22 protein-coding genes are annotated in these 23,367 nt (G+C 58.9%); 15 read left to right on the forward strand and 7 right to left on the reverse strand.

Annotated elements, in window-relative coordinates:
- Positions 1–41: 41 nt before the first annotated feature.
- Positions 42–1,019 (reverse strand): phosphate/phosphite/phosphonate ABC transporter substrate-binding protein, encoded by a 978-nt coding sequence (phnD, locus tag HCG46_RS08405; protein WP_208984471.1) that lies wholly within the window; start codon positions 1,017–1,019, stop codon positions 42–44.
- Positions 1,020–1,250: 231 nt separating this feature from the next.
- On the opposite strand from phnD, the gene HCG46_RS08410 reads away from it, so the two are divergent.
- Together HCG46_RS08410 and HCG46_RS08415 are read left to right on the forward strand one after the other, a co-directional pair.
- Positions 1,251–2,003 carry a response regulator transcription factor gene (locus tag HCG46_RS08410; protein ID WP_023000016.1) on the forward strand — a complete coding sequence of 251 codons (753 nt, stop codon included), beginning with the start codon at positions 1,251–1,253 and terminating at the stop codon, positions 2,001–2,003.
- Positions 2,000–4,522, forward strand: coding sequence for an ATP-binding protein (locus tag HCG46_RS08415; protein ID WP_168685720.1), 2,523 nt, complete (start codon positions 2,000–2,002; stop codon positions 4,520–4,522). Before HCG46_RS08410 ends, HCG46_RS08415 begins: the two co-directional genes overlap by 4 nt.
- 34 nt (positions 4,523–4,556) lie before the next feature.
- Here HCG46_RS08415 and HCG46_RS08420 read toward each other — a convergent pair whose 3' ends face one another.
- Positions 4,557–4,889 (reverse strand): hypothetical protein, encoded by a 333-nt coding sequence (locus HCG46_RS08420; RefSeq protein ID WP_139314017.1) that lies wholly within the window; start codon positions 4,887–4,889, stop codon positions 4,557–4,559.
- A 341-nt stretch (positions 4,890–5,230) separates the two neighbouring features.
- On the opposite strand from HCG46_RS08420, the gene minC reads away from it, so the two are divergent.
- The 3 genes from minC to minE are packed head-to-tail and all read left to right on the forward strand — an operon-like array spanning position 5,231 to position 7,202.
- Positions 5,231–6,067, forward strand: coding sequence for a septum site-determining protein MinC (gene minC, locus HCG46_RS08425; RefSeq protein ID WP_075281219.1), 837 nt, complete (start codon positions 5,231–5,233; stop codon positions 6,065–6,067).
- A gap of 56 nt (positions 6,068–6,123) precedes the next feature.
- Positions 6,124–6,945 (forward strand): septum site-determining protein MinD, encoded by an 822-nt coding sequence (minD, locus tag HCG46_RS08430; protein ID WP_006939389.1) that lies wholly within the window; start codon positions 6,124–6,126, stop codon positions 6,943–6,945.
- Entirely contained in the window at positions 6,942–7,202 is a 261-nt protein-coding gene (gene minE, locus HCG46_RS08435; RefSeq protein WP_023000012.1) for a cell division topological specificity factor MinE, read from the forward strand. The genes minD and minE overlap by 4 nt, the downstream gene beginning before the upstream one ends.
- A gap of 35 nt (positions 7,203–7,237) precedes the next feature.
- On the opposite strand, the gene HCG46_RS08440 is transcribed toward minE, so the two are convergent.
- Together HCG46_RS08440 and HCG46_RS08445 are read right to left on the reverse strand one after the other, a co-directional pair.
- Positions 7,238–8,707, reverse strand: coding sequence for a diguanylate cyclase (locus tag HCG46_RS08440; RefSeq protein ID WP_023000011.1), 1,470 nt, complete (start codon positions 8,705–8,707; stop codon positions 7,238–7,240).
- A gap of 449 nt (positions 8,708–9,156) precedes the next feature.
- A complete protein-coding gene (locus tag HCG46_RS08445) occupies positions 9,157–10,758 on the reverse strand; it encodes a peptide chain release factor 3 (protein WP_031268973.1) in 1,602 nt (533 codons plus the stop codon).
- 178 nt (positions 10,759–10,936) lie between these two features.
- On the opposite strand from HCG46_RS08445, the gene HCG46_RS08450 reads away from it, so the two are divergent.
- Positions 10,937–11,491 carry a DUF2585 domain-containing protein gene (locus HCG46_RS08450; RefSeq protein WP_168685722.1) on the forward strand — a complete coding sequence of 185 codons (555 nt, stop codon included), beginning with the start codon at positions 10,937–10,939 and terminating at the stop codon, positions 11,489–11,491.
- A 74-nt stretch (positions 11,492–11,565) separates the two neighbouring features.
- Here the strand turns inward: HCG46_RS08450 and HCG46_RS08455 are convergent, their stop codons facing one another.
- Both HCG46_RS08455 and HCG46_RS08460 read right to left on the reverse strand, forming a co-directional pair.
- Positions 11,566–12,240: a GntR family transcriptional regulator gene (locus tag HCG46_RS08455; protein ID WP_055658487.1), complete on the reverse strand. Its 675-nt coding sequence runs from the start codon at positions 12,238–12,240 to the stop codon at positions 11,566–11,568.
- Positions 12,233–13,291, reverse strand: coding sequence for a Gfo/Idh/MocA family oxidoreductase (locus tag HCG46_RS08460; RefSeq protein WP_168685724.1), 1,059 nt, complete (start codon positions 13,289–13,291; stop codon positions 12,233–12,235). The genes HCG46_RS08455 and HCG46_RS08460 overlap by 8 nt, the downstream gene beginning before the upstream one ends.
- A 191-nt stretch (positions 13,292–13,482) precedes the next feature.
- On the opposite strand from HCG46_RS08460, the gene HCG46_RS08465 reads away from it, so the two are divergent.
- The 8 genes from HCG46_RS08465 to HCG46_RS08500 all read left to right on the forward strand — a co-directional run bounded on the left by HCG46_RS08465 (position 13,483) and on the right by HCG46_RS08500 (position 20,578).
- A complete protein-coding gene (locus tag HCG46_RS08465; protein ID WP_168685726.1) occupies positions 13,483–14,496 on the forward strand; it encodes a TRAP transporter substrate-binding protein in 1,014 nt (337 codons plus the stop codon).
- Positions 14,497–14,672: 176 nt separating this feature from the next.
- The gene (locus tag HCG46_RS08470) at positions 14,673–15,203 is read left to right on the forward strand and encodes a TRAP transporter small permease (RefSeq protein WP_168685729.1); all 531 of its coding nucleotides are present in this window, start codon (positions 14,673–14,675) and stop codon (positions 15,201–15,203) included.
- Positions 15,200–16,483, forward strand: coding sequence for a TRAP transporter large permease (locus tag HCG46_RS08475; protein ID WP_023000004.1), 1,284 nt, complete (start codon positions 15,200–15,202; stop codon positions 16,481–16,483). The genes HCG46_RS08470 and HCG46_RS08475 overlap by 4 nt, the downstream gene beginning before the upstream one ends.
- A gap of 10 nt (positions 16,484–16,493) precedes the next feature.
- Positions 16,494–16,784, forward strand: a complete 291-nt coding sequence (locus tag HCG46_RS08480) for a putative quinol monooxygenase (protein WP_168685731.1) — start codon at positions 16,494–16,496, stop codon at positions 16,782–16,784.
- Positions 16,781–17,578 carry an N-acyl homoserine lactonase family protein gene (locus HCG46_RS08485; protein ID WP_168685733.1) on the forward strand — a complete coding sequence of 266 codons (798 nt, stop codon included), beginning with the start codon at positions 16,781–16,783 and terminating at the stop codon, positions 17,576–17,578. Before HCG46_RS08480 ends, HCG46_RS08485 begins: the two co-directional genes overlap by 4 nt.
- Entirely contained in the window at positions 17,575–18,807 is a 1,233-nt protein-coding gene (otnK, locus tag HCG46_RS08490; RefSeq protein WP_168685735.1) for a 3-oxo-tetronate kinase, read from the forward strand. The genes HCG46_RS08485 and otnK overlap by 4 nt, the downstream gene beginning before the upstream one ends.
- Positions 18,804–19,451 (forward strand): 3-oxo-tetronate 4-phosphate decarboxylase, encoded by a 648-nt coding sequence (gene otnC / locus HCG46_RS08495; protein ID WP_168685737.1) that lies wholly within the window; start codon positions 18,804–18,806, stop codon positions 19,449–19,451. The genes otnK and otnC overlap by 4 nt, the downstream gene beginning before the upstream one ends.
- An 11-nt stretch (positions 19,452–19,462) precedes the next feature.
- On the forward strand, positions 19,463–20,578 hold the full coding sequence (locus HCG46_RS08500) for an isocitrate/isopropylmalate family dehydrogenase (RefSeq protein WP_168685739.1): 1,116 nt from the start codon (positions 19,463–19,465) through the stop codon (positions 20,576–20,578).
- A gap of 28 nt (positions 20,579–20,606) precedes the next feature.
- Here HCG46_RS08500 and HCG46_RS08505 read toward each other — a convergent pair whose 3' ends face one another.
- A complete protein-coding gene (locus HCG46_RS08505; RefSeq protein ID WP_168685741.1) occupies positions 20,607–21,641 on the reverse strand; it encodes a LacI family DNA-binding transcriptional regulator in 1,035 nt (344 codons plus the stop codon).
- A gap of 202 nt (positions 21,642–21,843) precedes the next feature.
- Here HCG46_RS08505 and HCG46_RS08510 point away from each other — a divergent pair, with 202 nt between their 5' ends.
- Positions 21,844–23,367 carry a sugar ABC transporter ATP-binding protein gene (locus HCG46_RS08510; protein ID WP_168685743.1) on the forward strand — a complete coding sequence of 508 codons (1,524 nt, stop codon included), beginning with the start codon at positions 21,844–21,846 and terminating at the stop codon, positions 23,365–23,367.

Genomic DNA, 23,367 nt, shown 5'->3' on the forward strand with positions numbered 1-23,367 from the left:
GCCGGAGTTCAACTCACGGCGGGCCGTCAAAGCCAGTTGTCTTACTTGGCAAGACCTTGCGGCGTGTATTCAACACCGTTGCTGGCCTGGATCTGCCGGATGACAGCCCACTGATCCTTGTAGGTGATGGGGACGAACTTGCTTACGCCTTCGAATTCCTCACCCAGTTTGTTGCCCTTGAAGTCGAAGCTGAAGAACGCTTCCTTGATTTTTTCAACGAGGGCCGGGTCTAGGTCGTGGGCATAGTTGAAGGAGGTTGTCGGGAACGGATCGCTTTCCCAGACAATGCGCACTTCCTCCGGATCGTAAAGGCCACGTTCCGCCATGCGGTCAACAACTTCGGAAGCGACCGGTGCGGCGTCATAGTCGCCGGCAACCACACCCAGCATCGACTGGTCATGGGATCCGGAATAGATGACTTCATAGTCCTGATCCGGCACGACACCGAGGTCCGGGAACAGGGCCCGCGGCGCCTGGTTGCCCGAGTTGGACGTCGGAGACGTGTGTGCGATGCGCTTGCCCTTCATATCGGCAGGCGTTTTGATATCGCTGTCGGCTTGGGTGTAGATCTGAAGGCGGTAGCCGAACTGACCGTCTTCGCTGCCCATGATCGCAAACGGCACGGCACCGGCGAGATTGACGGCAAAAGGCGTCGGGCCGGTCGAGAAGCCCGCGATATGCAGACGGCCGGACCGCATGGCTTCCACTTCAGCCGAATTCGACTGCACGGCGAAGAACTGCACGTCCTTGCCGGTAACGGTTTCCAGATGCTCGATGAAAGGTGCCCAGATGTCGGCGTAAACGGCCGGATCTTCAACCGGTGTATAGGCGAAGACGAGCGTGTCCGGGTTGCTCAGTTTGGCCGGATCGGACGGGGCATCGGCGACAAGATCGCCATTGGCATCGCAATAGATGCTATCAAGTGCACCCTGGTTCGCGCATTCAGCTGCATAAGCGGACGAAAGGGCAAAACCGGTCACAAAAGCCACGGAACCGAGCCGGGCCAGCATATTTCTCATATTTTCCTCCCATTACAGATCACTCGCGCCTCACAGCGCATCGCACCGCAAGGCTCTTGAAAGATCGACTTCAGCCTAGCGGGATGTGGCGAGGGAAAACGAGCGGCGAAGTGTTAACAGAAGCTGTTGGACAGCCCTATTTTGTTAACAGTGTTACAACCGCCCATGGGCGGGTGAAACAATTGTAACGAGATTCTGGTCTCGCAACCTGGTCCTTGTGTTAGACAGCTCATGAAGGTGCAAGAGAGCGACGGCATGGATGCAAGCGCGACAAGACCGGTGATTGCCATCATCGATGATGACGCGGATGTGCGCGAAACCCTGTCTGCTCTCATGGAGGCAAGCGGGTTTGAACCGGTTGCGTTTCAGGACAGCGACGGCTTCAAGGCGGCCGGCAGTCCCCAGGATTTCGACCTCGCGCTGATTGACCTGCGCCTCAAGGGCGAATCCGGTCTGACCCTTGCCATTCACATTCGCGAAACCAGCGAGCTTCCAATCGTCATGCTGACCGGTGTGGGCGACGAGATCGACAAGATCATCGGCCTTGAGACAGGCGCTGACGACTACCTGATGAAGCCGTTCAATCCGCGCGAACTCGTCGCCCGCATCCGCGCGGTTCTGCGACGCTACGGGCATGGCGTTTCAGCTGCGAAAGCCGGCAAGGATCAGGAGATCATCTTCGGCGACAAGAGGGTGAACCTGAAACGCAGGGAACTGCTTGACGGTAACGGCGACGAGATCCCGCTGACCAATGCGGAATATGTCCTCCTGGAATATTTCGTGAAGAACCCGGACCGGATCATTCCCCGCACGGACCTGATGCGCGAGATCGGCAGCGACATGCAGCGCTATGTCGACCGGACCATCGATGTCCTGATCCTGAGGCTGCGCCGCAAGATCGAGAATGTTCCGTCCAAGCCCGTTCATCTGCAGACCCGCCGCGCACAGGGATACATCTTCGTCCTGCAGGCGGACGGACCATGAGCACGCCCCGGCTCCGCCAGCCCAGCATCCGCTCGCTGCTGCTTTCCTCCATCGGCCTGCTTCTTGTCGTGGTCATGGTTGTCGGGGCCATTGCCCTCATCACTCTCAACAGCGCCGAAGAGCAGCTCGGCACATTTCACGACCAGACCTTGAGCGACGTTTCCGACGCCCTGGAACTTTCCGGCAACGCTTCGAAACTGGCCGCCTCCGCGCCCTTTCTGATGACGCTCAGCCCCAGCTTCCAACTGGAAAGCGAGGCCGAACGAATTCTCGCAACGCTTGATCACATCGAGACACTGGGTGGTGGCGATCCCGACCTCATCAGGCCTCTTGCCCGCATCCGGGTCGCGATCACCGATCTGGCCCGCGCAATGGTTCCGCAAGGCAGGAACGCTGCAGAACTCGCATTGATCGATCAGGATCTGGAGCGCCTTCAAAAACGCTTCAGGAGGCTCGCACAGTCTCGGGACCAATCGCCTGAGGACCGTCAGGACTGGTCAGCCCTGCAGCAACTGGTCATGGCGGCCATCGGTGCGTTGCGCAGTCAGGAGCTGATCAAGGTCGGCGAGCAGCAAAGCAGCTTCCGGCGTATCCGTCAGGACATTGCTTCCAATGCCCCTGCCGCCGTACGCGCCGCCTTGGCCGAGGTCGATGACGCCGTGATGCGGCGGGGCGACCTGTTCTCGCTGCGTTATGCCAGCCTCGCCGCCAAGCTCGATGCCGAAAACGCGCTCTTCCGCATTCGCACGGAGCTCGCGCAGGTGAACGCCTACGCCCTTCAGAAGGTGACGGACACAAAGCTGCGGCTTCGCGATTCACGCGACAAGACAACGACCAGCATTACCTTTGCAAAGGCCGTCATTCTTGTCCTGACCGGCATCAGCCTGATTGTTGCCATCGGCTCCGCCCTGTTTGTCTCCCGCTACGTGGTTCGCAACCTGCACCAGATCACCGCAGTCATGCGGCGGCTGGCAGCAGGAGACCTGAAGGCGCGGCTCCCCAAGAAGGCAAGCTCGTCGGACGAAATCGGGCAGTTGTCCGAAGCCTTCCGCAAGTTCCGGTCCAACGCCCTGCGCCTGGAACGGAAAACCAGGGAAGTCTGGCGCCGAAACGAGCTTTTCATCACCGTTTTCCAGAACATAAGCGACGGTGTCGCGGTCCTGTCGCCAACCGGGCAGATCCTGGCCGAAAATGATCGTGTCCGAGAGTTGTTGCGCCTTGAAAGAGCTGGCCGCGGCAAACGCATGACTTTGCCGGAACTTCTGGAAAAGTCACCGTTCGAGCGCCGTGCCAACGAAAACGACCGCGCCGGATTTGGCGAATACGCCGACACGACCGGCCGGGTGCTGGAAGTGCGCCAGTCGGCATTGCCCGACGGCGGCTCGGTTTGGCTGTTTTCCGAAACGACGGAACGCAAAAGGATCGACGAACGGCTGGAAGAAATCCGGCGAGTGGAAAGCCTCGGCAAGGTGACAGGCGAAGTTGCCCACGACTTCGGCAACATTCTGTCCACGATCTCCGGAAATCTTCACATGCTGGAGGGCGAGCTTAGCCCCAAGGCCTCCGTGCTGAAAGCAAGGATCAATGACGCCGTCGAACTCGGTGTTTCGCTGATCGAGAGGCTTCTGGCCTTCGCCCGCAAACAACACCTTGCCCCCATCGAAACCGATATCGCCGTGATTGCGGAAGGCATGGAAGACCTGTTGTCGATGGCCCTGCCCGAAACCGTAACGCTGACGATCAGGTGCGACGAAGGCCCGATGCATGCGCGGATCGACCCCGGCCAGCTGGAAAGCGCCATCTTGAACCTGTGCGTCAATGCAGGTCAGGCCATCGAAGACGAAGGACATATCGAAATTGCCGTGACGCGGCAGACAGACGGGACGATCTCGCTATCGGTGCAGGATGATGGCTGCGGTATGGATGCAGATACGTTGCGCCAGGCCGCAGAGCCTTTCTTCAGCGCCCGCGCGAATGGTGAAGGCACGGGCCTAGGGCTGTCCATGGTGCACGGATTCGCGCACCAGTCAGGCGGCACCATCCACATTGCATCGCAGCCGGGGCACGGAACCTGCGTAATGTTGACCTTTCCCCAGCAGCCTCGTGGACAAACCGCCCATTCTGTCGAGACCGTGGCCGGGAACGGGATCGGGCACGCTCTTGTGGTTGATGACGACCGGAGGTCGGCAGCTGCGATATCGGACCTCATGACAAGGTTCGGGTACAAGGTGACGACAGAGCATTGTTTTGAGGATGCCAAGGTCAGGATTGGCCGCGACATGCCCTATTCGATCATGGTGACGGACTTGCAGCTCGACAATGGTCACTCGGGCTGGGACCTTGTGGCGAAAGCTCTTGATATGCACCCCGATTGCCGGGTCGTTGCCGTTTCGGGGCATCTGCCACAGGACGACCAGTTTTCAGACAGATTTCCGGAACGTTTTTCGAAGCTGCCCAAGCCGGTGGATGCGGAAGCACTGGCCGAAAAGATCGGGATGCAGCTCAACGCACCTGGCTGAGCAGGCGCGAACCGAACCGAAGGCTCGGTTCAGATCAAACGAAGACCCGTGCCAGTGTCGCGACCGCGAGCGCAGTTGCGGCCCGCTTCGGGCCTGCAAGATCCGACGTGGTTCCGCCAGGCACCATCAGGTTGATCCGGTTGAGGTCCGTTGCATCCAGATGATCGAGATCGGCCGATTTGGCGGCTTCCTCGGCCGACAGGCGGATTTCGTCGAGCATGCGCACAAGGCCCTGCCAGATATGGATAGGAGGAGCCTCGCTCGTATTGCACCAGCGAAGAATTTCATCTTCAGATACATTGAGCACCATCGCAGCCTCACTCGTATCGAGACCGAGATATGTCATCATATCACTGAAGTTACTCATTCTTTTCCCCAAGACGCTCTGCGCCCCAAACACCAGAACCTACATTTTGCACTGCAATATGGCAAAAATCCAGTTCTTTACGGGAATTGAGTTTACCAATGCGCCGGCAAAGCAGGCGGGCAGCAACGCAATGCTGCGATTCTTGGCGGTTCTCTTGGTATTTTTGGCAAGAGTGGCCCATTGCAATTGACCAGCGCACTGGGTGGAAGAGCCAATTATCTGAAATATCTGATGAAAATTGATATCGGTGGAAAACGGTCGCCTGCCCGATTGTCCGGTTCGGTTAATGATAGGTTTATCCGACCAAATCAACCTGACCAATTGTGCCGCCGGACTCTTTGATGAAGTTCAAGGGAAAATCCTTCATTGCCATCGTTCTGAGCCCGGAGCCGCCCTTCGCGGACTGGTTCCGTGAAATCGACCGGATCATCGAACGCTCACCGGGATTTTTCATCGACCGGCCCATTATTCTGGACGTTCGGGGAACCAAGATTCCGATTGAAGAGCTGGAACAGCTTCTTGCCGAACTTGCCGAACGCTCGATCCGGGTGATGGGAATTGACGGTGTCGCCGGAACACGCCTGAAAGCCGGCATGCCGCCGAGCTTTTCCGGTGGCCGTCTGGCGTCCGACGTGGATGTCCCGACCCCTGCAAACGCTTCGGCCGTGGCTGGAAACGGTTCTGAAACCGAAAAGCCGGACGCCAAGGACGCAGATGGCTCGACCAGGAACACAACTGCAAAGTCCAAGAAGACAGCCGCTGAGCCCAAAGCCAAGGAGAGCAAGGCAAACGGTGACAGCGATGTCGAACCGGAAGCGTGGGAAACCTCGCCGGCCAGCATCGCAAGCGGATCTTCCATCGTGATTACCGAACCGGTGCGCTCGGGCCAGAGCATCCTGCATCCGGAAGGCGACGTCACTGTCATCGGCTCCGTGAGTTCCGGCGCCGAAATAATCGCCGGTGGCTCGATACACGTTTACGGCGCCCTGCGCGGACGTGCATTGGCCGGTGTCGCAGGGAAAGACAGCGCCCGTATCTTCTGTTCCAAGCTGGATGCGGAGCTGGTTTCCATCAACGGGCTCTACAAGGTCGCGGACGATTTCGATGGCGCCCTGCGCAACGCACCTGCGCAGATCCGCTTCGAAAACGAGACCCTCGTCTTTGAAGAGCTGAACTAACCACAGGGCCGGCTGCAGAAGGCCGCCGGACTGACAACAAAAACAGGACGAACACCATGAGCAACGCTACTGTCGTTGTGGTCACGTCAGGCAAGGGCGGCGTGGGCAAAACCACCACCACCGCAGCTATCGCCTCGGCGCTTGCCAAAGAAGGCTACCAGGTCTGCGCCATCGACTTCGACGTCGGGCTGCGCAACCTCGACCTGATCATGGGTGCGGAACGGCGGGTCGTGTTCGACCTCGTCAACGTGGTGCGCGGCGAAGCTTCGATCAAACAGGCGCTGGTGCGCGACAAGAAGCTGAACAACCTCTACCTGCTGCCGGCCTCCCAGACCCGGGACAAGGACGCATTGACCGAAGAGGGCGTTGCCAGCGTCATCAGCGAATTGCGGATGTATTTCGACTGGGTGATCTGCGACAGCCCTGCGGGCATCGAACGCGGCGCAACGCTGGCCATGCGCCATGCGGATGAGGCCATCATCGTGTCCAACCCGGAAGTGTCGTCCGTACGCGACTGCGACCGGATCATCGGCCTGCTCGACGCGAAGACCAAGATTGCCGAAGACGGTGGTCGGATGCCGAAGCACCTGATGATCACCCGTTACGACACCGAGCGTGCCAAGACCGGTGACATGCTGGCAACCGACGATGTCGTCGACATTCTCTCCGTTCCACTTATAGGCGTCGTGCCGGAAAGCAAGGACGTGCTGAAGGCGTCGAACGTCGGACTGCCGATCACGCTGTCGGACGAAAATTCGCCTGCCGCAAAGGCCTATACCGAGGCCGTACGCCGTCTGCTGGGTGAAAATATCCCGGTCACCATCCCTGAGGAAAAGAAGGGCCTGTTCGGCAAGTTCTTCAAGGGGAGGGCCGCATGAACATCCTGAGCCTCTTTGGCAAAAGAGGTGAAAGTGCCTCTGTTGCCAAGAACCGGCTGCAAATTCTGCTGGCGCACGAACGGGCCGACGACGGCTCCGACGCGGTCCTGATCTCAAGTCTGCGGGAAGACATCCTGGCCGTCGTGGCAAAGCGCGTTGCGATCGACCCGGACTCCGTCCGTCTCGAAATGGACAGGACCGGTGACGTCACCACGCTCGGCATCGATATCGAATTGCCGCCGGCGAAAGCCTCCTGACGTTCAAGACCGGCCTTCTGGCCGGTCTTTTCCTATCAGCCCGGCTGAGCTGCCGACTGAATGGGGACATGCCGGAAATCCAGCAGGTCGGAAGAATAGACCGCGACCTGTGCCCTGCCCCGCCGTTTCGCCGAATAAAGTGCAACATCCGCCTGGCGAAGCAATTCCGAAGGCTTGTGCGAAAAAGCGACGCCGACACTGGCTCCGAAGGTATAGGTAGCACCGTCCAGGTTCACCGGCCGGCTGAGCTGTTCCACGATCGCCCGGCTTGCCGAAAGCACCCGCTCGCGCCGTGCCCTGCCGAACACAATGACGAACTCATCCCCGCCCAGCCGAACCACCGTGTCGTCCGCATTGACAAGGCCGGTCAAAGCTTCCGCGACATGCAAAAGCACCAGGTCCCCTGTTTCATGGCCGAAGGTGTCGTTTATTTCCTTGAACCGATCAAGGTCGACATAGAGCAGCGCGTGACCGTCCGCCAACGGCTTGACGTCCTGCAGGAGTGCCAGCTTTTCATCCAGCAATCGCCTGTTGCCCAGCCCCGTCAGAGGGTCGCTCCTGACCTGATTGGCCAGCAGTTCCTTGACCTTGTCCGCCTGGTGTTTGGCTTCCGCAAGCGCCCGGACCGTATCTGTTGCACGGTGGAAGAACATGCGCGCGGACAAGTACATGCCGAGATAGACCGCCAGCACCCCAAGGGCCAGAAGAGGCAACATCCGAAATCCGGCCAATTCCGGGTTCCAAACGAAAAACCCGAGGTGCCGCCTGTCCACGGTCTCAATGTCGTATCCAGCCTGCCAGAAGGCCGGGGGTATTTGCGCCAACCCAAGACCGGGCAAGTGATATTTCTCCGCCATATCCGCCAGGACTGAGGCATTGATAGGCCGTGCGAAGACCAGCACATGATCGGTACTGGTGTCGCTGTCCTCCGTGTAGGACGTCAGCAAAACAGCGCTGGCGAGGTAAAGCGTCTCAAGGTTCCCAACCAGACCTGTTGCCGGAACCGGCGCCTCATCCTGCGGCGTATTTCGGGCATCGGCAATCAGAACGCTCATCGAAGGCCCATAGCGAACCCGCAAGTCCGTGTTGGCGACCTTGCCTTCCACCACATGAACCTTGGGCTGGTTGTTGCCATCCAGCAAGTGGATCCCGTCGATCTGCAGTTCTTCCTGCATGTAGTCGACAAAGGTTTCCCGTATCCAGGTCATGTCAAAGGATTCGACAAGGTTTTCGACCGCGTCGTTCCAATAGCCGTACTCAAGCGTGATGTCCGCCAGATGATCGGAGCGATCGCCAAGCATGGCCGTGAAAATATGTTCTGAAGATCGGATGGAATTGCGGTCAAGGGTCCAGGAAAGGAACGACACAAACGCCATCAGGCTCACCGCGCTGATGATCACGGTTATCCAGAACGGCTTGGACAGACGGCGGATTTCTACCGCTTGCGCTTCGCCCTTGGCCTTTTGAAGCGGCGGCGAACCATGCCCGACAGGCTCGTATCGCACTTGCTTATTCGCTCTCTTAGCTGCATTCCAGCTGGAATACCTATATTCCGGCAGCTGCAAGTATCCTAGAGAAGCCTTTCAGCACTATCAACACAAGAAATATTATTTAAAATCAATACTTAGCCAAATATTTCACAAATACTCGACCTGAAAGACAATCACCGTTAAAAATTACAATAAATTATCCTCAAAACAACTTTCATGAATACGCATTAGTCACGAGCCAACTTCTGAAACTCGAAATCGTTTCTTGTGAAAAACCCAAGCGAGATAACATAGCCCCCCGTGGACAGCGCACGGTTCGTGGGGCGCGGCAAAGCCCCGGATGAAGGCTGAGGCCAACCAGGTGGTCCGGCTCCCATGCTCATTCCTCTCAGCCCCTGAGGTCGCCTCAGCTCAATAACACTGAGGTTCAGTGAACGGAGAAAAGCTGGAGCCGGATTTTCCGGTTACGCCTCGTAGACGATCTCGCGGGTTTCGCGGAATTTCACGTCCGGGAATTTTTCGGTTACGTGACCGATTTCCCAGGCGTTCTTGAACAGGAACACCGGCTTGTCGTCACGGTCGTTGGCGATCGACATGCGGTGACCTTCCAGCATCTTCTGCAGGGTCTGGCTGTCTGTTTCGATCCAGCGGGCGGTGGTGTAAGGCACTGCTTCGAAGCCGATTTCAGTGCCATATTCCGCCTTCAGCCGATCCACCACGACATCAAGCTGCAGTGCGCCGACCACGCCGACGATCCAGTTGGAGCCGAGATCCGGTTTGAAGATCTGCACCAGACCTTCTTCTGCCAGGTCCTGAAGGCCCTGACGCATCTGTTTGACGCGCATGGTGTCGGACAGGCGTACGCGGCGCAGGATTTCCGGTGCGAAGGCCGGCAGGCCGGTGACGTGGATGTTCTCGCCTTCGGTCAGGGTGTCGCCAACACGCAACTGGCCATGGTTGGGAACACCGATGACGTCGCCCGGATAGGCAAGGTCGGCGATTTCCCGTTCCTCGGCAAAGAAGAAGATCGGTGCGGAGACGGCAATCTGCTTGTCGGCGCGCACGTGCTTCAGCTTCATGCCGCGCTTGAAGGTGCCGGAGCACAGGCGCACGAAGGCAATGCGGTCGCGGTGCTTGGGGTCCATGTTTGCCTGAACCTTGAAGACGAAGCCCGTGACCTTGTCTTCCTGCGGCATGATTGTGCGCCCGCCTGTCGCCGGCTGCGAATGCGGCGGCGGGGCGAAGTCGGCGATGAAATCGAGCACTTCCTCGATGCCGTAGTCGCGCAGCGCCGAGCCGAAGAAAACCGGCGTCAGGTGTCCTTCCAGGAAGCTTTCCTTGTCGAATTCGGCGTAGCCTTCGGCGCCCAGTTCGACGTTCTCGGTCAATTCATCCATGATCCGGTCGAACACGGTGCCGGTCAGGACCTCGTCATCAAGACCGGAAACGTCCTTGGTCTGGGTAAAGGCACCACCGCGCTCGCCGTCGGACGTGTGGAATTTCTTCTTCTGCCAGTCATAAACACCGAAGAAGTCCGAGCCCATCCCGACGGGCCATGTCTGCGGAGAGACGTCGAGAGCCAGTGCCTCCTGTACCTCGTCCAGAATCTCCAGCGCATGCCGGCCTTCACGGTCGATCTTGTTGACGAAGGTGATGATCGGGATGTCGCGCAGGCGGCAGACTTCGAACAGCTTGCGGGTCTGTGTTTCGATACCCTTTGCAGCGTCGATCACCATGATGGCCGCATCGACGGCGGTCAGCGTGCGATAGGTATCTTCGGAGAAGTCCTCGTGACCAGGCGTGTCGAGCAGATTGTAGACGATGCCCTTGCGCTCGAAGGTCATGACGGAGGACGAGACGGAAATGCCGCGTTCCTGCTCGATCTTCATCCAGTCGGACCTTGCACGGCGGCGTTCGCCGCGGGCGCGCACTTGGCCCGCCGCCCGGATTGCGCCGCCTGAAAGCAGCAGCTTTTCGGTCAGGGTCGTCTTACCGGCATCCGGGTGTGAAATGATCGCAAAGGTGCGCCGGGACTGATAAGGCGCCGTGCCGTTTAGGCCAGTCATGAAGATCTCCTGATCCCAAATCCGGCGGGGCCGCGCAAACACGCCGGGAAAACCGGGGCGCAACCTTCCACTCAGAGCCGGACGGATTGATGTTTCGTTGGCGGAAGGTCATAGAGAGAATTCTTGAAGATTTCCAGTAGAGAATCGCCGATTTGCCCCGACAGTCCGAGGAGACCCCATGAGCCGAAGCAAATGTCTGATCGTCGGCCTGGTGATGATTGCCGCCACAGCGGCCATTCTCCTGGCCATGGGGCGGATCCCGATCTGTGATTGCGGCTATGTCTTGTTGTGGACACCGGCCAGCGATGTCGCCGGTTCCTCGCAACATATCGCCGACTGGTACACGCCCTCGCATATCATCCACGGCTTCCTGTTCTATCTGTTCCTGTGGCTGGTTTTCAGACACAGTTCCGTCGGTGAGCGCGCGCTCGGAGCGATCTTCATCGAAGCAGCCTGGGAAATCGTCGAGAACAGCCCCTGGATCATCGACCGGTACCGCGAAGCGACCATTGCCGTTGGTTACACCGGTGACAGTGTCCTGAATTCCGTCTTCGATATACTCTGGATGCTCGCCGGCTTCTTCTTTGCCTGGCGCATGCCGGTCTGGGTGACGATCCTGGTTGGGATTGCCTTCGAACTGCTCGCGCTCTGGGTGATAAAGGACAATCTGACGCTGAACGTTCTGATGCTGATCTACCCGGTCGAGGCGATCAAGGTCTGGCAAGGCGGGTAGGCACTGCCACCTGTTGCCACCCCTCCTACGCCGTTATCGTTGAGCCTGACGAGAGAAATACATCCGAGTGAAGCTCAGAGCTGAAACAGCTTGTGCTTTTTCAGAAGCTCGATCAGCACCTCGCGGGCATCCTGGCGATGAAGATGATGGCGCTGGCGTGCTGCCTGGGCGTCGCCCTTGCGGATCGCGTCGAAGACAGCCCGGTGGTCTTCGTTGGACTTGACCGGCAGCGGGCGAATGTAAAGCGTCATAGCGCGTGCCCGGCGCACCTGATTGGACATCATCGAGACGATGGACTGGACACGCGAGTTGCCACCGAGGCGGACAAGCTCCGTGTGGAAGGCATCATCGGCTATCGCCCAGGCTTCCCGGTCCTCACGCTCCAATGCATCTTCCATGGCCTCGATCGCCTGCTTGAGATCCGCAAGATCCGTTTCCGAATAGCCTTTTTCAGCGGCTTCTTCGGCAGCAAGGCTCTCCAGTTCGGTCAGGATGGCGTAGATTTCCTCCATGTCCTTCAACGACAAGGTGGCGATGCGAACACCCTTGCGTGGTCGCACCTCCAGAAGGCCTTGCTGGGCCAGCATCAAGGTTGCCTCGCGCACCGGTGTGCGGGACATGCCAAGCCGGTCGGCAAGTTCGCTTTCGAGATGATCGGAGCCGGCCGCCAGTTCACCGTCGAAAATGAGCTGGCGGATCTGCTCCATGGCCTGCGTGGTGATGGTCTTTTGTTTCGGAGCCTCAAGCACAGTCAAACTCCCGGATTTTCTGCCCCTTGCGGTCCGACTCATAGATGGCCTGTTCGATTGCAATCACCTTCAGGTAGCTCCGCGCCTCGTTTTCCAGCGGCTGTCCATCCAGGAGACCGTCTACAACATGGCTTATCAGATTCTTGACGCAATCGCCGCCAAAGCCAGGCCAATCCTGTGCCGCCAGCAGAAGAGTTTCGTCCTTGTCGCCGAAATGACGCAAGCGCACCGAGCCGTCGCCTTTCAATGTCAGCGTTCCCCGAGTGCCCTCCAACAGAGCTTCACCAAGTGTGGTTCTGCAATTTTCGGCGGCGTGGTCCAGAAGTCTGTTGCCGTCGAAGAGCGCTCTCACCCCGTTTGAATAGTCGAAAATGAAATAGCCGGCGTCCTCTCCCTTGATGGCCGGGTTGAGCCTGCGAAGATCCGCATAGACCGCCTCGGGCTCACCGATCAGGTAGCGAAACGTATCGATCCAGTGAACGCCGGTCTCATGGATCAGCAACCTGGGCATTTCCTGAAAATACGGCTGCCGGTCCAGATAGGCCTTCGGCCCCTGCCCGTCCCCAGTGCGCAGCCGGAAAGTTACCTGAAGCAAATCGCCAAGCAGTTGCCGTTCCAGAGCCTGTCGGATTGTCCGGTACCAGGGCTGGAAGCGGAAGTTTTCATGGATGACGATGATCACGCCGGCTTCTTCTGCCAGCTTCGTTGCCTTCCGGGCTTCCTCGAGCGAGGTACAGAACGGTTTCTGACAGATGATCGTCTTCACCCCCTTCCGGATGGCAAGCTCGATGGCGCTGAAATGCGTCGGCGGCGGCGTGATGATGTCCAGCAGATCGGGTTTCGCCATCTTCAGCATGCACTCCAGATCACTGAAGGCAGTCAGTCCAGTGGCCTTCGCCTTCGCGGGATCCTGATCACAGGAACCGACCAGCCGAACCCGTTCGACCCTGCGCCAGGCATCGTAGTGAAACTGGGCAAAGTAGCCCGCTCCAAGACAGGCAACGCGTAACGTGTCCGAGACGCCCAGGTCTTTTGCAGAGCCGTCGTTCATCTTTTTTCGTCCTCCCGCACACTCCTGAAATCGGCAGAAGACCCGAAGGCTTTCCCTGTTTCGAAGCGGCAATTCCATCATTGGATTTTTGATAGTCGACATTAGCGTCGTTGACAAGGGATTGGTTAGCGTATACGCAATCGAATGTGTAAATTGATACGGCCTTGGAGCGGCCGTGGGAGGAGATTGAAATGCTTGACAAGAAATCCTTGAGCCGCCTGCTGACGAGCGCGGCAATTCTCACAATGGGCATGAGCGGCGCGCAGGCTGTCGAAACCTTGCGATTCAGCCATACGGACAACCCTGGCGGATCCCGTCAGCAGGCTGCAGAACTGTTTGCGGAAAAGGTCGCGGAATATACGGACGGCCGTTACGAAGTTCAGATCTTCTCGTCCGGATCGCTCGCAAACGATCCGAAAGCCATTGAACTGCTGCAGCTTGGCGGCATCGACTTCACGGTCTCGGCCACGGGCAGCTACGCCACGCACATGCCGACGCTGAACCTCACCGCCATGCCGTTCCTGGTCGACACCTACGAGCAGGGTTGGGAACTCTATGACAATTCCGAATGGCTGCAGGGAGAATTCGCCAAGCTGCCGGAAAAGGGTTTCCGGGTACTGTCGACGTGGGAAGCCGGGTTCCGCAGCTTCACCACCAACGAACCGCTAAATTCGCCAGAAGACGCCAAGTCCATGAAAATGCGCGTCTTCCCGAACGACATGATCCGCTGGTCGATGGAAGCCATCGGTTTCCAGACGGTCGTCATGCCGATTACCGACGTCTACATTTCCATTCAGCAGGGCATCGTCAACGGCCAGGAGAACCCGGTCGACACCATCAAGTCACTGCGGTTCTATGAAGTTGCGCCCTACATCACGTTGACACGCCACGTCTACAGCCCTCTGCCCCTGACGGTGGCCGAAAAGACCTGGCAGTCCTTTTCCGACGAAGACAAGGAAGCCGTGATGAAAGCTGCAGCCGATTCCGCAGCCTTCAGCCGGAACCTCGTCAAGAGTTCGGTCGAAAGCCAACTCACGGAAATGCAGGAATCCGGCGCCATGGTCAGCGTTCCCGATATCGCACCGTTCCGCGAGGCGGTGCAGTCGGTCTACGCAAAGGCCAAGGATGTCTACGGCGAGGAAGCCGTCGACCAGATCCTGTCAGATGCGGCAGCGATCCGCGAAAAACTCCCGGCCCAGAACTGATCAGGCAACGAGATCAACGCACGGGTGATCGAGCCGGTTGCCCGTTCAACAGTTGATCGTTTCTTGTGGGTCGGAGCGCCGAACGGCGTTCGAAAGAACGCAGGGTGCTCCGGGGCTCAACTGCCGGAACCGCACGTCACGCGGCGGTTCCGGCCCTTTTCAAAAAGAGACGACCCTTGGATTACCGAGATCACTATCCGGCTACGCTTCGCTGGCTCAGCCACCTGGTCGATATATGCCTGGCGCTCGGCGGCTTTTCGATCGTCACCCTGGTTTTCTGCAACGCCTGGCTTCGCGGCTTCGCCGGCTTCGACCTTGCCTGGTCGCTGGAAGTGACCAGCTTCCTGCTGCTCTGGAGCACCTTCATCGGCTGTGCGGCAGCGGTTGCGCGGGGCGCGCACATGCGCGTTACCGAAGTTGTCGAGAAACTGGTGCCGCTGACGGGTCAACGTGTCTTGTCGATCGCAATCGACGTGATCATCGTCGTCCTGCTGCTCAGCCTGATCTACACCGGTGTCAATATCTCGGTCCACACCTGGGCACAGAAGACAACGGTTCTCTACTGGCCTGTCGGTCTGCTCTACGCGTCCATGCCAGCCGGCATGACACTGACCCTGATCTTCCATCTCTTCAACATGGTCTACGACCTCAAAAATCCTGTCGTTCCTCATGCAGCGCACTCAGATGGCGGCGAGGCCCTCTCATGATCCTGATCTTCGTTGTTGCGGTCTTCCTGACCTCCGTTTTCATCGGCATTCCGCTGGTCTGGGCAATTCTGATCACCGCTGTCCTGCCGATCATCGTCTTTGACCTCGGTTACCCCTTGCAGGCGCTGTTCCTGAATTTTATCGGCGGGGTGGAGCCGAACCACTTCCTTGCGATCCCGCTCTTTATCGTCGCCGGGGAAATGATGAGCCGCGGTGGTGTCGGCCTGCGCATCATCGGCTTTGCAAGGGCTGCCTTCGGCTTCATGGCAGGCGGGCTCGGCATGGTCGTCGTCGGCGCCTCCATGATTTTCGGCGGCATTTCGGGTTCGGCCATTGCCGACAGCGCAGCCATCGGTTCGGTCATGATCAAGAACATGTCCCGCGAGGGCTACAACACCGCCTTCGCCGCCGGTCTGGTGGCTGCAGCCGGGACGATCGGCATCATCATCCCTCCATCCATTCCGATGCTGATCTACGGCTTTGTCGGCAACGTTTCGGTTGCCGATCTCTTTCTCGGTGGCATGGTTCCCGGCATTCTGTTCGGCGCCCTGTTCATGGCGGTTTGTTACTATGTCGGCAAGACCACCAAGTGCGACCCCGGTGGGCGCACCACGACCTTCAAGGAATTGACCAGTTCCTTCATCGGTACCGCCCCTGCCCTGTTCATGCCGATCGTGATCCTCGGCGGCATTTTCACCGGCTGGGTAACCCCTACGGAAGCCGCGGCCCTTGCCGTCGTCTACGGCCTGTTCGTCACAACTGTTGTCTACCGGGACTTCAAACTCCGCGATCTGCCGCGTCTTCTTATCGACAGCTTTGTCACCAGCGCGGTGGTGATGGTCGTGATCGGTGCAACGACAGTCCTTGGCTGGCTGATCACGCTTGAACAGATGCCCCAGATCCTGGTCGGTTTCGTGCAGGCGTTTTCAACCGGACCATGGATGTTCCTGTTGCTGGTCAACGTCGTGCTTCTGGTCCTCGGTCTCGTTCTCGATCCGGTTCCTGCAATCCTGCTGACGGCACCGCTGTTCCTGCCGACCGCACAAGCCTTCGGTGTCGACCCGGTCCATCTGGGTGTGATCATGACCTGCAATGTGGCCGTCGGCCTGTTCACACCTCCGGTTGGCGCAACGCTTTATGTTGCCTCGCGGATATCCGGCGTCGGTGTTTTGTCGATCGCCCGCAACATGGCACCGCTCTACATAGCCGCAATCGCCGCCCTGCTCGCCGTGACTTACATACCCTTCCTGTCGATGGGTATGGTGAACCTGTTCCGCTGAGGAGAAGAACATGTATACCGTAACGGTGGTGTTTCAGATCAAGGCCGAGGCGGTGGAGGATTTTCTGCCGCTCATGATCGCAAACGCCGAAGCGTCCCTGAAGGACGAACCCGGATGCAGGCAATTCGACGTCTGCACCGACCCTGATCGCCCCGGCGATGTGTTTCTCTATGAACTTTATGACGATGCCGACGCCTTTCAGGCGCATCTGCAAACCCCTCACTTCAAGTCGTTCGATGCAAAGGTTGCCGGGATGATCGCGCAGAAAACGGTTCGAACCTACGCGAAGGTGGCCTCATGAGCCCCTGGCAGGTTTTCGCGGTCAAATATGCCGACAGGAATGCGCGCACGCGCAAGGACAGTTTCCTGTTCGACGACAACCACGACCAGCCACACGAGATGGATTACTTCATCTGGGTGCTGCGGCAGCAGGACGAGATCATTCTGGTCGACACAGGTTACGACGGCGAGGAAGGCGCGCGGCGCGGCCGTCCTGTCCGGCTCAATCCGGTAGAGGCCCTGGCCCCTCTCGGCATTGAACCTGAGGCTGTGACGACCATCATCGTCACCCATCTGCATTATGACCACGCGGGCGGCTTGAAGCATTTTCCCAATGCCACCATCCATCTGCAGGCAGCAGAAATGGCTTTCGCCACAGGTCCCTGCATGTGCCAGGGCGCGATGAAGGCTCCCTACACCGCGGACCATGTCTGTGAAGCCGTGCAAAAGCTCTACTCTGGCCGGGTAATCTTTCATGAAGGAGATGGCGAAGTCCGGGAAGGACTTACAGTTCATCGCATTGGCGGGCACAGCAAGGGATTGCAGGCTGTTCGTGTACTGACAGAAGCCGGCTGGATGTGCCTGGCTTCCGACGCAGCGCACTACTACGAGAATTTCCTCGAAGCCAAACCGTTCCCGATCGTGGTCGACATGCAGGACATGCTGGATGGTTTTGGAACCATTCAGCACCTTGCCAGCTCGATAGACCTTGTTGTGCCGGGACATGATCCCCTGGTGCGAACGCTCTTTCCGCAACACGGCCCGGACCACATCTTCCGTCTCGACCGTGGTCCGTTCAAGGGGATCCGCTCATGAAGCTGGGCGTGATTGCGGATGATTTTACCGGAGCCTCCGACATTGCATTGATGCTGTCGGAAGGCGGCATGACGGCGGCTCAATATGTCGGTGTACCCGATGTTCCGGCACTTGCGTCGGTGGACGCCGGCATCATCAGTCTGAAGTCCCGAACGATCCCAGCTGCAGAGGCAGTTGCCCAGTCTCTGCGAGCCTGCGACTGGCTGACCGATCAGGGATGCAAGCAGATTGTCTTCAAGATCTGTTCGACGTTCGATTCGACCGACGAAGGCAATATCGGCCCGGTGGCGGAAGCCCTTGCCGACAGGCTTGGCGAGACGTGCGTGATCGTCTGCCCGGCCTTTCCGGAAAACGGACGAACCGTCTACCAGGGACATCTCTTCGTCGCAGACAGGCTTTTGAGCGAAAGCGGCATGCGCCACCATCCGTTGACGCCGATGGGCGACCCGGACATCCGGCGGGTGCTGGCTCGTCAGACGTCCTGGACAGTCGGCCATGTCTCCCTCGATCACGTGGCAGATGGTCCGGCGGCAATCAACCTCGCCTGCCCTGCCGACGGCAAGTCGATGGTGATTGTGGATGCAATCCGCAACGATGATCTTGCGACCATTGGGCGGGCAATCGCCGCGCGAAAGCTTCTTGTCGGGGGCTCGGGCATAGCCCTCGGCTTGCCCAAGAACTTTGGCCACGCGCCTGCGGTCGCCAACTGGACCGGACATTCAGGCAAAGCCGTGGTTCTGTCCGGTTCATGTTCAGTGGCAACTCGCGCCCAGGTGGCGAGCTACAAGGCCATTGCACCCTCGCGTGAACTGACTGTCGACGACATGATGGCGAAGGCACTGTCGGTGCAGGAAATCGCCGGCTGGGTACTTCGCCAGGACGCTTCGCCCCTGCTTTATTCCTCCGCCGACCCGGAGGCGGTGGGTGCTGCCCAACAAAAATACGGCAGGGAAAAAAGCGCGGCGGTGATTGAGGAGTTTTTTTCCGATCTGGCGGCGTCACTGTTCAGCGCCGGTGTCAGCCGAATGGTGGTCGCCGGCGGCGAAACGTCAGGGGCCGTTGTTTCCGGTCTCGGGGCAAACACGCTGGATATCGGTCCGAAGATTGCGCCGGGTGTTCCCGCGCTCAAGGTGAGCGGTCAGCCGCTGGCGCTGGCGCTGAAATCCGGCAACTTCGGTGGCCCGAACTTTTTCTCCGAGGCGCTCAGCGTTCTGGAGACAAGCCGATGAGCGAAAGCGCAACTACCCGCGAACAGATTTGCCTGATGGCAAAATCGATGTTCGACCGTGGTTTGACACATGGATCGACCGGCAATCTCTCCGTTCGTCTGTCGGATGGCACATTGCTCGTTACCCCGACCGGCTCCTCCATGGGGTTTCTGGACCCGGCCCGGATCAGCCATCTTTCTGTCCAGGGCCAACTGCTTTCGGGTGACAGGCCGACGAAGGAAATCCCGCTTCACACGGCCTTTTACGAGACCCGCCATTCGGCAGGTGCGGTCGTGCATCTTCATTCGTGCCACTCGGTTGCGCTTTCCCTGTTGCCGGAGATCGATCCGGACAACGTTCTGCCACCCCTGACGGCCTACGGGATCATGCAGCTCGGCAAGGTTAAGCTTCTGCCGTTTTTCGTGCCGGGAGATCCGGCAATGGGAGACGCGGTCCGAGGACTTGCAGGCCGTCGTTCTGCCGTTCTGCTGGCCAACCACGGCCCCGTTGTTGCCGGCCAGGACCTGGCCGCCGCCGTCCATGCCATGGAAGAGCTGGAAGCAACAGCCAGGCTTGCCCTTCTGCTTCGCGGCACTGCCGCAACGGCGCTCAATCCGGACCAGATCGGCCGGATCGTCGAGCGCTACGACGTTGATTGGATTTGAGGAACAGTCCCATGAAAATTGCCCTGATAAAAGGTGACGGTATTGGCGTCGATGTGGCGGAAGCAGCCATTGCCGTGCTGGAAACAGCCTTGAAGCACACGGGAGAACCCGCGCCCCGCTATGACGAGATCCAGGCAGGGGCGGGTTACTTCAAGGAGACTGGCCGCGACATCGAAGACGGCGGAGAGGAACGCGCGGGGCTTGCCGATGCAATTTTCCTTGGGGCCATCGGCCTTCCCTCTATCCGGCATTCAAACGGCACGGAGATCTCGCCGCATTTGCGCCTGCGCGATCGCTTTGGGCTTTATGCGGGTGTTCGCCCGGTCAAAGCCTATCCCAACGCACCGCAAAGGCTCGCCGATCCGCGCGCTGCCGGTATCGATCTCGTTATCCTGCGGGAATCTACCGAAGGGCTGTTTTACTCTGCAGCAGCACACAAGCGCAGCCTCGTAGTCAATGATGACGAAGTGCAGGATGTCTTGCGCATCACGCGCAAAACCACCACCAAGCTGCATCGCTTTGCATTCAACCTTGCCCGCAAACGGCGCGAGCGCGGCCATCCGGGCAGGCTCACCTGTGTCGACAAGGCGAATGTGTTCACCTCTCTGGCCTTCTTCCGCCAGATCTTCGACGAAGTGAAATCGGAATTTGCCGACGTGCCTGTCGGCTACAATTACGTCGACGCACAAGCGCTCGACCTTGTGCGCAAGCCCTGGGAGTTCGACGTTCTGGTGATGGAAAACATGTTCGGCGACATCCTTTCGGACCTTGCCGGTGGCCTGGTGGGTGGCATGGGCATGGCCGCCTGTGGGGAGATCGGCGACACCACCGGATTGTTTCAGCCTGCCCACGGCAGCGCCCCCGACATCATGGGAGAAGACAAGGCCAACCCGCTGGCCGCGATCTTGAGTGCTGCGCTGATGCTGGACTATCTCGCCGAGAAGTTGGACAAGCCCTCCCTTGCCGATGCCGCAGACCTGATCAACGGCGCAGTCGACACCGGCTTTCAAGAAAACGTGTTGCGACCGATGGAATTCGGAGGTGACATGGGAACCAGGGCGGTCACGAACCAGCTGCTTACGCTTATCGGATCATCGACTGCGATCAGAAGGTCTGCCAGCGCCTAGTGCGCACTGGCATTACGCCGACAGCACGTCACTTCAGCTTGCGGGAAATGCCACCACAGCTCTCGCGCACGATGAGATCCCCGTGGAGCAGATGAGAGCGCGTTTCCAGGGACCGGTTCGCAAGGCGATCAAGCAGGATTGTCATGGCCTTTTCGCCGATATGTTGCCGGGGTTGGCGGATTGTCGTCAATCCGGGTGTGAAATTGTTGGCAAAGGGAATGTCGTCGAAACCAAGCACGGAGAAATCTTCCGGGACGCGGTAGCCACGCAGTTGAAGCGCCGAGATGACCCCGATCGCAGTGTTGTCGTTGAAACAGAAGAAAGCGGTCGGCAGATCGTCCTTGATGAACAGCCGTTCGACGGCGGCACGCCCGCTCTCGCTGGAGCCGTCGCCCTCCACGCGCCAGTCGCGCAGTGCCTCGGGTGATTCTCTCAACCCTTGCAGATATCCGGAATGGCGAAGATCGCTGCGGATGTCGGCGGGCCCGCCGGAAATATAGGTGATCCGTCGGTGCCCCAGGGAGATCAGATATTCGGTCGCCACCTTGGAGGCCGCGACATCATCCACCCCGACATAGCTGATTTCGGGATTCGAGACCGGACGCTCGGTCGCCACGATCGGCGGCAGATTGGTGAGCGGTGTTTGTGGCTGCCCGGCAACCGGAATATGTCCTGTCAGCAAGACAAGCCCGTCGGCCATGCCCGTCGACAGGAAACGCAGGTAGTTCTGCTCCAGTCCGCTGGTACCTTCGGTGTTGCCGATGAGGACACCATAACCACGGTCGTTTGCCGCCTTTTCCAGCCCTGTCAGAATGCCGGCAAAGTTTGGATCAGCAATGGAAGACGCCAGCACCAGCACCATCTGCGAGCGCTGCATGCGCAGGTTCTGCGCCATGGCATTGGCGGTGTAGCCGGTCCGGGCAATGGCGGCCGTAACCTTCTTGCGCGTGCTCTCGGCAACCTTCTCCGGCGAGCGCAAGGCCCTGCTGACGGTCGCGATGGATACGCCCGCCAGTTTCGCAACGTCTTCAATGGTCGCCGGCCGCTCGCCCGGTTCGCTCATTTTCTATTTCCAGACATGCTGCGGTGCGGCCTCGTGGTAAGTCCATGAATCGCAACGCCATCTACGCTGTATAGAACGCATTGCACATAATGAAAAGGTTTACAGAGGCCAATGTAAAGGTTTACACGATCCATGAAAACGTTTACATCAAACGCACGGCGCCATTGAGGAAGAGGGCTTTGGCGCCTTGGGAGGAACAAGAATGAGCGTGGACACCACTGCTCCGGCAGCGGTCATCGAGGCCGTGAACATCAGCAAATCCTTTGGGCCGGTTCCCGTGCTGTTCAGTGTCAGCATGGACGTCCGCCCTGGCGAGGTTCATGCCCTGATCGGCGAGAACGGCGCCGGCAAGTCGACGCTGATGAAAATCCTCTCCGGGTTTCATGATCCGACCTCCGGCCAGATCCGTCTCGACGGCAAGCAGACCGACCTGCCCGCGAACGGCGGCGCAGAGAAACTCGGCGTCGTGCTGATCCACCAGGAGCTCAACCTCGCCGAACAGATGACGGTAGAGGAAAACGTGTTCCTCGGCCGCGAGATCAAATCCAACGGTTTTCTGGACAAGGCGGCCATGCAGGCAACTGTCCGGAAGTATCTGGACGAGATCGGCCTCGACATTTCCCCGACCGATCGCATTTCCGACCTTACCATCGCCCAGAAGCAGATGGTCGAGATCGTCAAGGCTGTCAGCCGGAACGCCCGCATCCTGATCATGGACGAACCAACCGCCGTTCTGACCGAAGAGGAAACCCAGGTTTTCTTCCGCCAGGTGGAAAAGCTGAAAGAAAGCGGCGTCGGCATCGTGTTCGTTTCGCACAAGCTCAACGAGGTCAAGGAAATTGCCGACCGCGTCACCATCCTGCGTGACGGTCAGTGGATCGACACGCGTGCCTCCAGCGATCTGACGCCGGACATGATGGCCCAGATGATGGTTGGCCGGGAGCTTTCCGACCTCTACCCGCCCATGCATGAGGCAGACGTCGATGCAGAGCTCGTTCTGGAAGTCCAGAACCTGCGTGCGCCGTCCGTCGACAACGTCAGCTTCAGCCTGCGCAAGGGCGAGATATTGGGCTTTTCGGGTCTGATCGGCTCCGGCAGGACCGCAGTCTTCGAGACGATTTGCGGCCTTGCTCCGTTTGAAGCAGGAACCATCAGGCTTTTTGGACGCGACACCGGCCCCATGACCGTCGCGCAGGCACGGGACCTTGGTTTGGCCTATCTCACCAAGGACCGGAAAGAAAAAGGACTGCTTCTCGACAAGAAGATGCGGCCAAACCTGACACTGTTCGCCCTGCCGAAATTCGTCCGCAATTTCGGTCTCGACAGCAAAGCGGAAGAAGACGCGCTCAACCGTGCCATCCGCCGCTTCGACGTTCGGGCCCGCGACAAGGAAATCACAGTCGGCAAGCTGTCGGGCGGCAACCAGCAGAAGCTGCTGCTCGCCAAGATCATGGAATGCGATCCGAAGATCGTCATCATCGATGAACCGACCCGCGGTATCGATGTCGGCACGAAACAACAGATCTACCACTTCATCGCTGCCCTTGCCGCCGAAGGGGTTTCGGTCGTGGTCATCTCTTCGGAAATGCCGGAAATCATCGGTATCTGCCATCGGGTGGTGGTGATGCGCGAAGGCCATATCACCGGCGTTCTGAGCGGCGATCACATCAACGAAAACGAAATCATGCGCTACGCCGCCGGGCTGAAACGGGAGGAACTCCATTGA

Source organism: Labrenzia sp. PO1, from assembly GCF_012273635.1.
GTDB classification, from domain to species: domain Bacteria; phylum Pseudomonadota; class Alphaproteobacteria; order Rhizobiales; family Stappiaceae; genus Roseibium; species Roseibium algicola.

Bases quoted from the DNA above. Each gene is read 5' to 3' on its own strand.
- phnD (WP_208984471.1), bottom strand. From the start codon at position 1,019: ATGAGAAATATGCTGGCCCGGCTCGGTTCCGTGGCTTTTGTGACCGGT.
- HCG46_RS08410 (WP_023000016.1), top strand. From the start codon at position 1,251: ATGAAGGTGCAAGAGAGCGACGGCATGGATGCAAGCGCGACAAGACCG.
- HCG46_RS08415 (WP_168685720.1), top strand. From the start codon at position 2,000: ATGAGCACGCCCCGGCTCCGCCAGCCCAGCATCCGCTCGCTGCTGCTT.
- HCG46_RS08420 (WP_139314017.1), bottom strand. From the start codon at position 4,889: ATGAGTAACTTCAGTGATATGATGACATATCTCGGTCTCGATACGAGT.
- minC (WP_075281219.1), top strand. From the start codon at position 5,231: ATGAAGTTCAAGGGAAAATCCTTCATTGCCATCGTTCTGAGCCCGGAG.
- minD (WP_006939389.1), top strand. From the start codon at position 6,124: ATGAGCAACGCTACTGTCGTTGTGGTCACGTCAGGCAAGGGCGGCGTG.
- minE (WP_023000012.1), top strand. From the start codon at position 6,942: ATGAACATCCTGAGCCTCTTTGGCAAAAGAGGTGAAAGTGCCTCTGTT.
- HCG46_RS08445 (WP_031268973.1), bottom strand. From the start codon at position 10,758: ATGACTGGCCTAAACGGCACGGCGCCTTATCAGTCCCGGCGCACCTTT.
- HCG46_RS08450 (WP_168685722.1), top strand. From the start codon at position 10,937: ATGAGCCGAAGCAAATGTCTGATCGTCGGCCTGGTGATGATTGCCGCC.
- HCG46_RS08460 (WP_168685724.1), bottom strand. From the start codon at position 13,291: ATGAACGACGGCTCTGCAAAAGACCTGGGCGTCTCGGACACGTTACGC.
- HCG46_RS08465 (WP_168685726.1), top strand. From the start codon at position 13,483: ATGCTTGACAAGAAATCCTTGAGCCGCCTGCTGACGAGCGCGGCAATT.
- HCG46_RS08475 (WP_023000004.1), top strand. From the start codon at position 15,200: ATGATCCTGATCTTCGTTGTTGCGGTCTTCCTGACCTCCGTTTTCATC.
- HCG46_RS08480 (WP_168685731.1), top strand. From the start codon at position 16,494: ATGTATACCGTAACGGTGGTGTTTCAGATCAAGGCCGAGGCGGTGGAG.
- HCG46_RS08485 (WP_168685733.1), top strand. From the start codon at position 16,781: ATGAGCCCCTGGCAGGTTTTCGCGGTCAAATATGCCGACAGGAATGCG.
- otnK (WP_168685735.1), top strand. From the start codon at position 17,575: ATGAAGCTGGGCGTGATTGCGGATGATTTTACCGGAGCCTCCGACATT.
- otnC (WP_168685737.1), top strand. From the start codon at position 18,804: ATGAGCGAAAGCGCAACTACCCGCGAACAGATTTGCCTGATGGCAAAA.
- HCG46_RS08500 (WP_168685739.1), top strand. From the start codon at position 19,463: ATGAAAATTGCCCTGATAAAAGGTGACGGTATTGGCGTCGATGTGGCG.
- HCG46_RS08505 (WP_168685741.1), bottom strand. From the start codon at position 21,641: ATGAGCGAACCGGGCGAGCGGCCGGCGACCATTGAAGACGTTGCGAAA.
- HCG46_RS08510 (WP_168685743.1), top strand. From the start codon at position 21,844: ATGAGCGTGGACACCACTGCTCCGGCAGCGGTCATCGAGGCCGTGAAC.